Source organism: Pseudomonas sp. PSPC2-3 (assembly GCF_049898265.1).
In the GTDB taxonomy this organism is placed as follows: Bacteria; Pseudomonadota; Gammaproteobacteria; order Pseudomonadales; family Pseudomonadaceae; genus Aquipseudomonas; species Aquipseudomonas veronii.
The window spans coordinates 118,763-132,023 of record NZ_JAFCXJ010000004.1 but is presented as its reverse complement, the minus strand read 5'-3'; the positions used below and the strand labels follow the sequence as shown (position 1 = coordinate 132,023).

The 13,261-nt window shown below is 63.6% G+C and carries 15 protein-coding genes; 2 read left to right on the top strand and 13 right to left on the bottom strand.

The window, feature by feature from the left end; translation table 11 throughout:
- Window positions 1–462 precede the first annotated feature (462 nt).
- The 13 genes from fliR to fliF form a co-directional block, all read right to left on the bottom strand.
- On the bottom strand, window positions 463–1,251 hold the full coding sequence (gene fliR, locus ACP7E3_RS10555; protein WP_079444656.1) for a flagellar biosynthetic protein FliR: 789 nt from the start codon (window positions 1,249–1,251) through the stop codon (window positions 463–465).
- A 6-nt stretch (window positions 1,252–1,257) separates the two neighbouring features.
- Window positions 1,258–1,527 carry a flagellar biosynthesis protein FliQ gene (gene fliQ, locus ACP7E3_RS10550; RefSeq protein ID WP_046382143.1) on the bottom strand — a complete coding sequence of 90 codons (270 nt, stop codon included), beginning with the start codon at window positions 1,525–1,527 and terminating at the stop codon, window positions 1,258–1,260.
- Window positions 1,528–1,541: 14 nt separating this feature from the next.
- Window positions 1,542–2,234: a flagellar type III secretion system pore protein FliP gene (fliP, locus tag ACP7E3_RS10545; RefSeq protein WP_046382142.1), complete on the bottom strand. Its 693-nt coding sequence runs from the start codon at window positions 2,232–2,234 to the stop codon at window positions 1,542–1,544.
- Complete coding sequence (gene fliO / locus ACP7E3_RS10540; protein ID WP_046382141.1) at window positions 2,231–2,635, bottom strand: flagellar biosynthetic protein FliO; 405 nt, start codon at window positions 2,633–2,635, stop codon at window positions 2,231–2,233. The genes fliP and fliO overlap by 4 nt, the downstream gene beginning before the upstream one ends.
- A complete protein-coding gene (gene fliN, locus ACP7E3_RS10535; RefSeq protein WP_046382140.1) occupies window positions 2,632–3,102 on the bottom strand; it encodes a flagellar motor switch protein FliN in 471 nt (156 codons plus the stop codon). Before fliN ends, fliO begins: the two co-directional genes overlap by 4 nt.
- On the bottom strand, window positions 3,095–4,150 hold the full coding sequence (gene fliM / locus ACP7E3_RS10530; RefSeq protein ID WP_046382139.1) for a flagellar motor switch protein FliM: 1,056 nt from the start codon (window positions 4,148–4,150) through the stop codon (window positions 3,095–3,097). Before fliM ends, fliN begins: the two co-directional genes overlap by 8 nt.
- 3 nt (window positions 4,151–4,153) lie before the next feature.
- A complete protein-coding gene (gene fliL, locus ACP7E3_RS10525) occupies window positions 4,154–4,624 on the bottom strand; it encodes a flagellar basal body-associated protein FliL (RefSeq protein ID WP_046382138.1) in 471 nt (156 codons plus the stop codon).
- Window positions 4,625–4,747: 123 nt separating this feature from the next.
- Complete coding sequence (locus tag ACP7E3_RS10520; protein WP_426123068.1) at window positions 4,748–5,950, bottom strand: flagellar hook-length control protein FliK; 1,203 nt, start codon at window positions 5,948–5,950, stop codon at window positions 4,748–4,750.
- A gap of 8 nt (window positions 5,951–5,958) precedes the next feature.
- Window positions 5,959–6,429 carry a flagellar export protein FliJ gene (fliJ, locus tag ACP7E3_RS10515; RefSeq protein ID WP_426123066.1) on the bottom strand — a complete coding sequence of 157 codons (471 nt, stop codon included), beginning with the start codon at window positions 6,427–6,429 and terminating at the stop codon, window positions 5,959–5,961.
- Between the two features lie 19 nt (window positions 6,430–6,448).
- Window positions 6,449–7,816 (bottom strand): flagellar protein export ATPase FliI, encoded by a 1,368-nt coding sequence (gene fliI / locus ACP7E3_RS10510; RefSeq protein WP_426123064.1) that lies wholly within the window; start codon window positions 7,814–7,816, stop codon window positions 6,449–6,451.
- On the bottom strand, window positions 7,813–8,487 hold the full coding sequence (locus ACP7E3_RS10505; protein WP_052735755.1) for a flagellar assembly protein FliH: 675 nt from the start codon (window positions 8,485–8,487) through the stop codon (window positions 7,813–7,815). Before ACP7E3_RS10505 ends, fliI begins: the two co-directional genes overlap by 4 nt.
- Window positions 8,480–9,478, bottom strand: a complete 999-nt coding sequence (gene fliG, locus ACP7E3_RS10500) for a flagellar motor switch protein FliG (RefSeq protein ID WP_046382133.1) — start codon at window positions 9,476–9,478, stop codon at window positions 8,480–8,482. Before fliG ends, ACP7E3_RS10505 begins: the two co-directional genes overlap by 8 nt.
- A complete protein-coding gene (gene fliF / locus ACP7E3_RS10495; RefSeq protein ID WP_108524550.1) occupies window positions 9,471–11,186 on the bottom strand; it encodes a flagellar basal-body MS-ring/collar protein FliF in 1,716 nt (571 codons plus the stop codon). Before fliF ends, fliG begins: the two co-directional genes overlap by 8 nt.
- A gap of 238 nt (window positions 11,187–11,424) precedes the next feature.
- Here fliF and fliE point away from each other — a divergent pair, with 238 nt between their 5' ends.
- Complete coding sequence (fliE, locus tag ACP7E3_RS10490) at window positions 11,425–11,739, top strand: flagellar hook-basal body complex protein FliE (RefSeq protein ID WP_046382132.1); 315 nt, start codon at window positions 11,425–11,427, stop codon at window positions 11,737–11,739.
- A gap of 99 nt (window positions 11,740–11,838) precedes the next feature.
- Window positions 11,839–13,245: a flagellar filament capping protein FliD gene (fliD, locus tag ACP7E3_RS10485; RefSeq protein ID WP_426123061.1), complete on the top strand. Its 1,407-nt coding sequence runs from the start codon at window positions 11,839–11,841 to the stop codon at window positions 13,243–13,245.
- Window positions 13,246–13,261: the final 16 nt, after the last annotated feature.

Sequence of the window (13,261 nt, the reverse complement as noted above, 5' to 3'; positions counted from 1 at the left end):
CAGTCACCAGATGCATGGACTGAAACACCGCCATCGGGGGCAAGCCCCCTCCCACAGTTGGACCGTGGCAGCTGATTGGCCAAAAGTAGTCCTAAACCCAGCTCACAAAAGCCCATCAACTGCGACGCCCCCATGTCACTGTTCAAACACATCAAAAACTGTGGGAGGGAGCTTGCTCCCGATAGCGCTGGATCAGTCACCAGATGCATGGGCTGAAACACCACCATCGGGGGCAAGCCCCCTCCCACAGTTGGACCGTGGCAGCTGACTAGCCCAAAATAGTCCTAAACCCAGCCCACAGAAGCCCATCAACTGCGACGCCCCCATGTCACTGTTCAAACACATCAAAAACTGTGGGAGGGAGCTTGCTCCCGATAGCGCTGGATCAGTCACCAGATGCATGGGCTGAAACACCACCATCGGAAGCAAGCTCCCTCCCACAGTTGGACCAGGGTGCATGAGTCAAGCAAGGGTCATGTTGTCGACCAGGTACTGCATGAAGTGCAGGGTGTTGGTGAGCAGGCTGGCCAGAAACGGTCCCAGGTCGCCCATCACCACCATCAGCAGGATCAGGCCCACGGACAAGGTCAGCGGGAAGCCTACCGAGAATACCGTCAACTGTGGCGACACCCGGTTGAGAATGCCCATGGCCAGGCTGATGATCAGCAGCGTGGCGACCATCGGCAAAGCCAGCAACAGGCCAGTGAGAAAGATCGTGCTGCCATAGCGCGCAATCAGGTTCCAGGCGTTGGGGTCAAAACGCAGGTGGCCGATGGGCAGCGTCTTGAACGTGGTCGCCAGCAGTTCGAGCACCATGAGGTGGCCGTCCAGCGCGAGGAACATCAGGATCGTGATCATGCCCAGGTAGCGCGACAGCACCAGGCTGTTGGTGCTGGTATCGGCGGAAAAGAATGTGGCAAACGCCAGCCCCATCTGCATGCCGCAGATATCGCCGGTCATCTCCACCACCGCCAGCGTCACGCGCATCACCATGCCCAGCGACATGCCGATCAGCACCTGCTCCACCGTCACCCCAAGGCCGGCCCAGGAAAACAGCGACACCTCCGGCAGCGCCGGCAAATTGGGCGCCAGCAAGAAAGCCAGCAGCATCGCCAGGCCGACCTTCACCTGGCTCGACACGTTTTTGTGGCCGAGGATCGGGTCGCTCATCAGGTACGCCAGCACGCGGCAGAACGGCCAGAAAAAGCTGGTGAGCCACAGTTGCAGTTGCGCCGAACTGACCTCGATCAAGGCGCGTCAGCCAATCAATGTGGGCAGGCTGGTGAACAGCGCGCGGGTGTAGTCCACCAGCATTTCCATGATCAAGGGCCCGGCGATCACCAGCACCACGCACACACCGATGATCTTGGGGATAAACGAGAGGGTCGATTCGTTGATCTGCGTGGCCGCCTGGAACAGGCTCACCAGCAAGCCGACAAACAGCGTCACGAACAACACGGGCGCGGCCACGATCATGCTCATCCGCATGCCTTTGTAAGCCAGATCCATGACCATTTCCGGCGTCATCGTCTACGTCCTCATCAGGTATAAAAACTCTGCGCCAGGGAACCGAGCAGCAACTGCCAGCCGTCTACCAGCACAAACAGCATCAACTTGAACGGCAGCGAGATGGTCGACGGCGGCACCATCATCATGCCCAGCGCCATCAACACGCTCGCCACCACCAGGTCGATGATCAGGAACGGGATAAAAATGGTGAAACCGGCCTGGAACGCGGTCTTCAATTCACTGGTGACAAAGGCCGGCAGCAACACACGCATGGGCACATCCTCCGGCCCTTGCAGGTCGCCGATGCGCGCCACCCGTGCGAATAATGCGAGGTCGCCCTGGCGGGTCTGGGTCAGCATGAAGGCGCGAAACGGCTGGCTGCCCTTGTCGAGAAATTGCTCCACCGTGATCTCGTCCCGGGAGAACGGCTGCCAGGCGGTTTCGTATGCCTGGTCGAGGGTTGGCGACATGACGAAAAACGTCAGGAACAGCGCCAGCCCCAGCAGCACCTGGTTCGGCGGTGCCGAGGTGGTGCCGATGGCCGTGCGCAGCAGGCCGAGCACAATGATGATGCGAGTGAACCCGGTCATCATCAGCAGCACCGCCGGCAGGAACGCCATGGCGCTGAGCAGCAGCAGGGTCTGCAGGCTCAGCGACCATTGCTGGCCGCCGGCCTGGCCGGTGAAGGCGCTCAGGCCCTGCATCGCCGGTTCCAGGGCCGTCATGAGGCGCGCCCCTTGCGCAGGTTGTGCTTCAGCGCATGCGTCAGGCGTTCGGCAAAACTGTCGCCCGGTGCGACCGCCGCCGGCTCAGGCTCGGCTGCCGGCGCGTCCATTTGCGCCAGGGCGGTGACTTGCTGGGCCGTCACCCCCAGCACCAGCCATTGGCCGCGCACCTCCACAATCACCACCTTTTCACGCTGGCCCAGCCCGGTGCTGCTGACCACCCGCAGCATCTTCCCCGGTGCCAACGGCCGTGAACCCATGCGCCGCGCGAGCCAGCCGCACACCAGCACGCAGGCGAGCACCACCACCAGCGCCAGGCCGGTCTTGCCCAGCAATGCCAGGTTCATCACGTTGTCCGAGGGCACACCAAGGGGCGCGGGTGTTGCGCTGACCAGGCTCATCGGTTGAGCTTTTGCACGCGTTCGGACGGAGTAATGATTTCCGTGATCCGAATGCCGTATTTGTCATCCACCACCACCACTTCGCCCTGGGCGATCAGGTAGCTGTTGATCAGGATGTCCATCGGTTCCCCCGCCAGGCCGTCCAGCGCCAGCACCGAGCCCTGGGCCAGTTCCAGCAATTGCTTGATGGTGATTCGGGTGCGGCCCAGTTCCACGCTGAGCTTGACCGGAATATCCATGATCATTTCCAGCTCACGCGCAGCCGCCGCAGGTGCTGGCACCGGCAACGGCTTGAACAGGCTCGAGCCTACGCTTGGCGCCGGGCCGGCAACCGCCGCGTCGGCTTGCTCCTGTTCGGCCAAGGCCGCCGCCCACGGGTCGTCGTCACCGGCTTCGGCGGCCTGTTCGGCCAGGGCGTCAGCCCATTCATCGGGCTCTTGGGGCTCGAGGGTGTTTGAATCAGTCATGATCGGATTCCTTGGCAGTGGACACGTGGCCCTTCACGAATCGGCTGGTAGAAGAGGAGGAAAGACTCAGCGAGTGATCGACCAGGTCCTTCACAAGTAACGCGCGCACGCCGTTCTGGCTGCCGTATTCGCAGGTCATGACCGGCACGCCGTCGACCCGCGCACTGACGATCTCGGGCAGGTCGATAGGCAGCACATCGCCGACCTTGAGCGCCATGACCTGGCCCATCCGCGCATCCAGCTCGACAAAGTCGGCGATCAGCTCAATCTCGGAATGGGTGATCTCGCCGGCCATGCGCTTGTTCCAGTGGCGCTCTTCCTCGGGATTGGTATCCGTCAGCGGGCCGTTGAGCAGTTGGCGCATCGGCTCGATCATCAGGTACGGGATCACGATGTTGAAATCGCTGGACAGGTTGCCGACCTCCAGGTGGAAGGTGGCATTCACCACGATTTCATTCGGTGAACTGGTGATGTTGGCGAACTTGGCCTGCATCTCGGAACGCAGGTATTCGATTTCCAGGGGGTAGACCGACTTCCAGGCGTCCTTGTAGGCATCCACCGACAACCCCAGCAAACGCCGGATGATGCGCTGTTCGGTGTGGGTGAACTCGCGACCTTCGGACTTGGTCACGAAACGCCCGTCGCCGCCGAACAGGTTGTCCACCACCATGAACACCACGCTGGGCGGGAACACCACCAGGGCCGTGCCGCGCAGCGGTTTCATGGCCAACAGATTGATGTTGGTGGGCATCGGCATGTGCATCGAGAATTCGCTGTAGCTCTGGTAACGCACGCTTTTGACGGTGATATCGATGCTGCGCCGGATCAGGTTGAACAGGCTCATGCGAAAGTAACGGGCGAAGCGTTCGTTGATGATGTCCAGGGCGTGCAAACGCTCATGGATCACCCGGTGCTGGGTCGCCGGGTCGTAAGGGCGCACCCGCGCGGCGTCCAGGGTGTCGGCGTCATCCGCCGCAGCGTCGCCGTCGTCGCCCCCGCGAAGCAACATGTCGATCTCGTCCTGGGAGAGCAAATCGTCAATGGCCATGGGTTATTGCACGATAAAGTCGGTGTACAGCACGCGCAGCACCGCAGGTGCGGGTTGCTGCGGCGCCAGGGGCTGCTTGAGAGTTTCCAGGACCTTGCCGGCAAGCGCCGCCTTGCCCTGGGGCGTGATCACCTGCGTGGTGTTCTGCCCGCTCAACAGGGTCAACAACTGGCTGCGTATTTGCGGCATGTATTGCTGCAGCAGGGCCTGGGTCGCGTCATCCGCCACTTCCAGGGCAAACCCCACGTACAGCAGGCTTTGCTCATCGCGCTCGTTCACCAGGTTGACCGTCATCGGGGCGATGGTGACCAACCGCGGCGCCTGGGGCTTTTGCGCCACGGGCTCGACCGTCACTGCCTCAGCCGCCATGCCGTGTTGACTGAAATAGAGGTAGGTGCCGCCGGAACTGGCGGCGACGACGACCAGCGCCAGCAGCAGAATCAAGAGCCAGGGGGTTTTGCGGGTGGTGGTCATTGGCTGGAACCATGGAATGAAGGAAAACGGTTAGGCAGGGCTCAAGTATGACCATCGCCCTGCTCCGCCCATGGCGCGATAAGACCAGGGTAACGGCGGTATCTCGCTGTTTTGATTTGAGAATCAGACGTACAGGTCCACGCCCGAACTGCGCAGCACCACCTGCTGGACGTGCGTCGGGAGTGCTTCGTCGCGGCTGACCGCTGCGCTGGACGGCTGGGCCTGCGGATCACGCGGTGTCTGGCCGCTCGCGGCCTGGCGTGAAGACTGGTCGCTGACCGAGGCTTGCCCCAACGCGATGCCTTGGGTGGCCAGCGCCTCGCGCAACTGCGGCAACGCCTGCTCCACCGCCGCCCGCACCGACGCATGGGCGGCCTGGAACTGCGCCTGGGTGGTGCCGTCATTCAGGTTGAGGCTGATGGACAACGGGCCGAGTTCGGCCGGGTGCAGGCGCAAGTCCACTTGCTGCTCGCCACGCGTGACCATGTCGACCATCTGCTGGCCCAGGTCAGTCTGCCAATCGGCGCTGCCGATAGCGGCCGTGAGCACCAGGCCATTGCTCGCAACCGTGTCGGCGACGGCCAGGTTCGTCGGGCTGAAGGATGCCGCTGAAAGGCTGAAGACACTCTGCGGATCGGGCTGGCTCTGCGCCTGGTTGTCGTGCGTTTGCGCGCGCACGCTGGGCACGCTGTCGGCGACGCTGGCGACCAGCGTCGGCATGGCGTCGGGCAGGTCGATCGGTTGCGGCGTATCCGCCTCGTCATCCGCCGCAGGCAGGCTGGTCGCCTGGGCCGGTACACGACTGCTGATCAGCGGGGCGGGCTCGGCTGACTCAGCGCTGACCACCACAGGCAGCGGCACGCTGACAGGCGTCGGCGGTGCCACGATCATTGCGGCGGTATCCAGCTGGCCGGCGCTTTCGATCAGGGCCATGCGCTGGCGAATGTCGTCCAGCGAGCTGTCGCCCTTGGTCGTCGGCTCAGGTTCTTCAACCGCTGTCACGGGTTGATCGGGCCAGGCATTCGGCACCTCGTCCACCGCTACGGGCTCTGGCTCAGCCAGCGGCACTGGCGCTGCGACCACCGGCGTGGGCAGTGCAGCCGCAGCCGGTTCCGGCATGACCGGGGCGGTGTCCGCAGCCGCCAATGCCGGTGCCAATGTCGGGGCCGGTGCCAACTGAACCACCGGCAGCGGGTCAGCCACTGGCGCATCGACCTGGCTTAATACCGCGGCAAACGACTCACTCGGCGCAACCGTCGCCTCAGCGGGAAGACTGGCCGGCGCAGGCGCTGCGGTCGATGGCGCTAACGACGCGAGAATGTCCATGGTGTCCCTTAGAGGCTGCTATCGATGGAAGTTGGAAACGCTGCCGCCCGGCGCCGCAATTGGCTGGCCAGTTCGTCCATCTGGCGTTGCTCGACACGCCCGGCGCGCACTTGCGCCTGTTGGGCGCGGCGGCTCAACAACGCTTCAATCGCGTTGACCTTGCGCCACTGCGCCATCCAGGTGATCTGGTGGTGCGCCACCTGTTTGCGGTGGCGCTCCAGGCTTTTTTGCGCACGCTCCACGGCCTCTTCCAGCGACTGCAAAAAGCCCCGGTAGTTGGTCAGCGCCGAAGGGCTCATGCCGTCCTTGGCCAGTTCCAATTGCAGGTTCTGGCGGTACTCCTGCTGGTACTGGTCCAGGGTGCACAACTGGTTGATCACCAATTGCTCGGCAGTGCGGCTTTGCGCCAGGGCGCGGGCCGCGATGTCGCGTGCCTTGGCGGTCAGTTCGATCAGCAGGTGCAGCGATTGGTCAGCCATCGATGGTTACTCGAAAAGGTCAGTTGCCGGGGAACAACAGGGTCAGGCCGTGCAGGGTCTCGTCAACGCTGGCACGGTCGTCGATGCGCTGCTGCAGGAACCGTTCGATATGCGGGTACAAACCCACCGCGCGGTCGAGTTGCACGTCGTGGCCCTGGGTGTAGGCGCCCACGCTGATCAGGTCGCGATTGCGCTGGTAGCGCGACAGCGCCTGCTTGAGCTGATTCGCCTTGCGCTGCTGGGCGTCGCTGGCAATGGCCGTCATCGCCCGGCTGATCGACGCTTCGATATCGATGGCCGGGTAGTGCCCGCTTTCGGCCAGGTGCCGGGACAGCACAATGTGCCCGTCGAGGATCGCCCGCGCCGAGTCGGCAATCGGGTCCTGCTGGTCGTCGCCTTCGCTGAGCACCGTGTAAAACGCAGTGATCGAGCCGCCGCCGGGCGGCCCGTTGCCGGTGCGTTCCACCAGCTTGGGCAGCTTGGCGAACACCGACGGCGGGTAGCCCTTGGTGGCCGGCGGCTCGCCCACGGCCAGGGCGATTTCGCGCTGGGCCATGGCGTAGCGGGTCAGCGAATCCATGATCAGCAGCACGTCTTTGCCCTGGTCGCGAAAGTCCTCGGCCACCCGCGTGGCGTACAACGCGCCCTGCAAGCGTTGCAGCGGCGAGGTATCGGCCGGCGCGGCGACCACCACGGAGCGACGCAGGCCGTCTTCGCCGAGAATGTTGTCGATAAAGTCCTGTACCTCGCGGCCCCGCTCGCCGATCAGCCCGACCACGATCACATCGGCCTGGGTGTAGCGGGCCATCATGCCCAGCAGCACCGACTTGCCCACGCCGGAACCGGCAAACAGGCCCAGGCGCTGGCCACGCCCGACACACAACAAGGCATTGATGGCGCGGATGCCCACGTCGATCTGACGGTCGATCGGCGCACGCTTGAGCGGGTTGAGCGGTTGGGTGTGCAGACTGGCGTGGTGGGCGCCCAGCAGCGGGCCGCGACCATCCAGGGGCTGGCCGCCGCTGTCGAGCACGCGGCCGAGCAAGGCCATGCCGAGGGGAAAACTGCGATTGCCGCCGACGCCGGTCTGGCCGTCCTGCGCGGCAAACACCCGCGCCCCCGGTTGCAGGCCGTGGATTTCCGCCAGGGGCATCAGGTACAGCGTGTCCCCGGCAAAGCCGACCACTTCGGCCTCGGCGTATACGCCTTCATGGGACGTCAGCTCAATACGGCAGGCGCCTCCCAGCGGCAGACGCAGGCCCACCGCTTCCAGCACCATGCCGGTGGCGCGGGTGATGCGCCCGCTGCGCAGGTGCGGCGCGACCCGCAAGGGCTTGCCCTGCACCGACGCCAGGACCTGGCTCCAGCGCTCGAGGTGCGCGTTCATGGCTGTTCATCCAGGGTGCGCTCGACGCTGCGATTGAGCAGGCCCAACCGCGAAGGCCGCGTGGCATCCAGCTCTCCGCCGGCACTGACCACACGGCACCCGCCGGGCAACATCGCCGAGTCCGCATGCAAGGCCCAGCCTGCCGCTTCGATCTGCTCGCCGAGGCTGTGTTGGACGCGTTGCAGATCCTCCGGGTGGAGCCACAGCCTGGGTTTGCCGGTGAGTTCAAGGTCACTGTCGAGCAGGCTTTTGACCAATACCAGCACCTGCTCCGGCTGGGCGGCCAGCGCATCACCGGCCAATTGTCGGGCGGCCTCCAGCGCAATGCCCACCAACTGGCGGGCAATGTGCGTATCCATCGCCTTGAGGGCCTCGTCGAAGTTACGGCACAGCTCCAGCAGCGGTTGCAACGTCTGCCGCACCTGCTGGTGCAACTCCACGGCGGCGGCCTGGCGCCCTTCGCTCAAACCTTGTGCATAGCCCTGCTCCACGCCTTGGGCATGGCCGACCTGCTGGGCTTCGGCGAGGGTCTTTTCCCGCAGCACCTGCATCTCCAGCTTGCGCTGGAAGGCTTGCTTGCGCACGCGCTCGCGGTGGCTGCTCTGCGGATCATCGCCGAGCGAGGCAGGGCTGCCCAACGGGTCCATCTGCCAGGGCTGCCAATCAGACATAAGTGTCATTACCGCGCGCGGTCACGATTTCGCCGCTGTCGGACAAGCGCCGCACCACCGCAAGGATGGCCTTCTGTTCGGTTTCGATCTGCGACATACGGATAGGGCCGCGCGCTTCCATGTCTTCGCGGAACAACTGCCCGGCACGCTGGGACATGTTGTGCAGGAAGCGTTCGAGCAACGCCGGCGGCGAGCCCTTGAGCGCGATCGCCAGGGAGTTGTGCTCCACCTGTTGCAGCAGGGTCTGGATGCCGCGGTCGTCGACGTCGATCAGGTTTTCGAACAGGAACATCTCGTCGAGGATCTTCTGCGCCAGGTCTTCGCTGTGCTCGCGCACCGTGCCAATGGCCAGTTCCTCGTGGGTGGAACTCATCAGGTTGAGGATCTCCGCCGCCGTCCTCACGCCGCCCATTTTGCTGCGCTTGAGGCTTTGACCGTCGAGCATCACGCCGAGCACTTCGGTCAGTTCCTGCAGCGCCACCGGCTGCACGCCGCTGAAGGTGGCGATACGCAGGATGATGTCGTTGCGCAGGCGGTCGGGCAGCAATTGCAGGATGTCGGAGGCCTGGTGACGCTCCAGGTGGACCAGGATGGTCGCGATGATCTGCGGGTGTTCGTCGCGGATCATTTCGGCCACCATCGAGGCCTCCATCAGGTTCAGCTTGTCGATGCCGGAGCCGGTGTTGGTGCTTTCGAGGATGTCGTCAATCAGGCTGGCGGCACGCTCGCTGCCCAGGGCCTTGGTCAGCACGGCGCGGATATGGTCGCTGGTCTGGATATTGATGGCCGCGTATTGGTCGGTCTCGTCCATGAACTCTTCGAGTACCTGACGCATTTCTTCATGGGAGACCTGGCTCAGGCGCGCCATTTCCATGCTGATGGCTTCCACATCGCCACTGGGCAGGAACTTGAACACTTCCGCCGCGCTGTCGGCATCCAGGGACAGCAGCAAAATCGCACTGCGGCGCGAGCCGTTCATTTTGCTAGTCATTTTTCTTCATCCATCCGCGCACGATCATGGCGACCAGCCGCGGGTCTTCGGCGGCAATCTGTTGCAGGCTCTGCATGTTCTGCTCGTACACCGCCGACTTGCGCGGCAGGGTGTGCGGCGTGTTGTCCTGGCCGGCGACCACCACGCTGGTACCGGTGCTGGTCGGCATCAGCGCGGTGCCCGGCTCGGCACTGGCCGCGAGCATCTGGGCGTTTCGGCTGGCGTTGCGCCGTTGCATCGGTCGCAGCACCAGCCACCACAGCAGCAGCGCGGCAAAGGCCACCAGCAGGTAACGCAAACCACTGATCAGCAGGTTGTAGGCCTCGGGGGTTTTCCACCATGGCGGCTCGGCGACCGAGGTGTCTTCGGTCACGAACGGGCTGTTGATCACTTGCAACGCATCGCCACGACTTTCGGTAAAGCCCATGGCCTGGCGCACCAGGTTATTGATGTTCTCCAGCTCTTCCTTGCTCAGCGGCTCAGCGGTCGGCGCGCCGTCCTTGAGCACCGTGCGGTAGTTGACGACCACGGCGGTGGTCAGGCGCTGGATCGTGCCCAGGCTCGATTTGACGTGCTCGACGTTACGGTCGACCTCGTAGTTGATCATCCGCTCGCTTTGAGTGGCATTCGCCGGCTTGCTGGCCTTGGCATCGGCGGCGGTTGCCGTGCCGCCCGCCGGCGTCGGTGCGGTGGCTTTGGTCGGCGCCGGGGTATTGGGCGGCGAGTTGGTCAGCGCGCCAGGCACGCCGCGACCGGCATCATCGCCTTCCACCACATGTTCGGAGGTTTGCTTGCTGCGCACCGCCGCTTCATGGCTGTCCTGGTTGGGCGCATAGCGTTCGGCGGTGCTTTCGCGGGTGGAGAAATCCACTTGGGCAACGACCTGGGCATGCACGTTCTGGCTGCCGAGCAGCGGCGTGAGGATGTCTTCGATACGCCGCTGGTAGGAGCGCTCGATCTCATGCACATAGTCCAGTTGCGTGCCGTCGGGGCCGGTTGTATCGCCGTGGACCTGGGACAGCAGGCGCCCGTTCTGGTCGACCACGGTTACCGCATCGACACTCAGTTCCGGCACGCTGGAGGTGACCAGATGCACAATCGCGCTGGCCTGGCTTTGCCCCAATTCACGGCCGGGTTGCAGGGTCAGAACCACCGAGGCGCGCGCGGCCTCGCGGTCGCGAACGAATACCGATTGCTTGGCCATCACCAGATGCACCCGCGCCTTGGCCACCGGCCCCAGGGATTCGATGGTGCGCGCCAGCTCGCCTTCAAGGCCGCGCTGGTAGTTGAGGTGTTCGGCGAACTGGCTGACGCCAAAGGCCTGCTTGTCGAGCAACTCGAAGCCGATGCTGCCGCCCTTGGGCAAACCTTGCTCGGCCAGCTGCAGGCGCAGGGCGTTCATCTTGTCGCCGGGCACCAGGATGGTGTTGCCGCCTTCGCTCAGGCGATAGGGAATCGCACGCTTGTCCAGCTCACTGATGATTTGTCCGCCGTCCGCTTCGCCGAGCCCGGAAAACAACACGCGATATTCCGGCTCGCGCGCCCACAGCAGCAACGCCACCACGACGGCAACCGCGGCGGCTGCCGCCAGCAGCAGAGGCACCAGGGGCTGGTTGCGAAACAGCGTGGTCAACGCCTCCAACGGCTGGGTTGGAACACGGGTCGCCAGGTTCTTTTGCGCGCCTTTGGCCAGGACTGCGGTACTCACGAACACCTCGATGGCGAGGGTAGGGCCTGTACGAAAGACATTGCAGAGTCCGGTAACAGTATTATTAGTCGATCAGCCTCCCCTCGCAGAGAGGAACAGCTGGCAGGGCTTCATTCTGGCGAAAATGCCAAAAGCTAAACGCCGGAAAAGCCACCGCTTTTGTGCTCAATTGGGCGAATGTGCAGGCAGGCAGGCTTGGTAATCTGCTGGCCTGATCGCTTCCAATGGAACCTGCAGCATGAATTCGTCCGCACTGACCAACGCCCTGCAACAACTGTCGCTGCTGGCCGAACAGGCCGAAGGCAGCGGCACGCAACGTTTCGCCCCGGCCACGGGGTTTGCCGGCGAGTTGCAGTCGTCCTTGCAGCGCATCAACCAGTTGCAACAGACCGCCACCCGCCAGTCAAACGCCTTCCAGGCCGGCAGTGAGGCGGTGTCGCTGAGCGATGTGATGGCCGATTCGCAAAAGGCCAGCGTGGCCTTCCAGATGGGCGTGCAGGTGCGTAACCGTCTGCTCAGCGCCTACAAAGACGTGATGGCCATGCAGGTGTAAAAAACTCCGAGGCACGCCTAAAGACGGGTCAGCCGTTTGCCGATGTTGGGTTCAACCGCACCCCATCGAGTGTGAACACAAACCAGGACAGGCATTCACATGGCAACCACGACTTCCACCACCTCGACTGCATCCATCACCTCCCTCGGGGTCGGCTCCGGGCTCGACCTGGACAGCATCCTGACCAGCCTGGAGGAATCCAAGGAAACCAGTCTGCTGACGCCCATCACCAACCAGGAAACCTCGGTCAACGCGGAAATATCCGCCTACGGCACCCTGACCAGCGCCCTGACCGAACTGCAAACAGCGGCAGAAGCCCTGGCCGACTCGAGCTTGTATGAATCGTTGACCACCAGCCTGTCCGGCAGCGGTGTCACGGCCGCTACCACCAGCGAAGCCGAAGCCGGCACCTACACGCTGCAAGTGACCCAGTTGGCCCAGGCCCAAAGCCTGAGCACCGACGGCGTCGCCAGCAAGACTACCGCTCTGGGCACCGGCACCCTGACCCTGCAAGTGGGCACGGCGAGCGCGGTGTCGATCACCCTGGACAGCAGCAACAACACCCTTGAAGGCATTCGTACCGCCATCAACGCCTCGGGGGCCGGCGTGACCGCCTCGATCGTCAACGATGGCAGCGACACGCCGTACCGCCTGGTGCTGACTTCCGACAGCACCGGCACCGAATCGGCAATGACCGTGACCTACACCAGCACCGACAGCACCGACGAGGCCTCCAGCCTGTTCGGCTACGACGGCAGCAGCGGCAACATGACCCAGACCGTGGCAGCGCTGGACGCCGAACTGACGCTCAATGGCATCTCGATCACCAGCCAAAGCAACACCGTGGAAGACGCAGTGCAGGGCGTCACGCTGAACCTGTCCGCCACCAGCAGCTCGCAGACCCTGACGATTTCCCAGGACACCGACGCGATCTACGACGCCATCTCCACATTCGTCACCGCCTACAACAGCTACGTTTCCAGCGTGGATACCCTCACTGCCTACAATGCCGATTCCGACACCGCAGGCGAGTTGCTGGGCGACTCGACCACCCGCCGCATCAGCACAGAATTGAGCAGCGACCTGTACACCGCCATTGGCAGCGGCACCTTCAGCTATCTGTCGCAATTGGGTATTTCCCTGGAGGTCGATGGCACTCTGCTGGTTGACGAAGACACCCTGACCAGCGCCATCACCGACAACATCGACGCCGTGTCGGAGTTCTTTATCGGTACCGACGGCACCTCCGGCTTCATTGGCCAAATGACGGACGACCTCGACAACTACCTGGACGAAGACAGCGGCCTGATCGTCGCCAGGACCGACAGCCTGGAATCCAAACTGGTGCAACTTGAAGAGCGCTATGTCGAAAAGCAGGCGCTGATCGACTCCGAGATGGCGCGCTGGACCGACGAGTTCACCCAGCTCGACACCTTGATCTCGTCGCTCAACTCCACGTCCGATTACCTGACGACCCAGTTCGATGCACTTAACAGCAGCGATTGACGACCACACCTGGAGC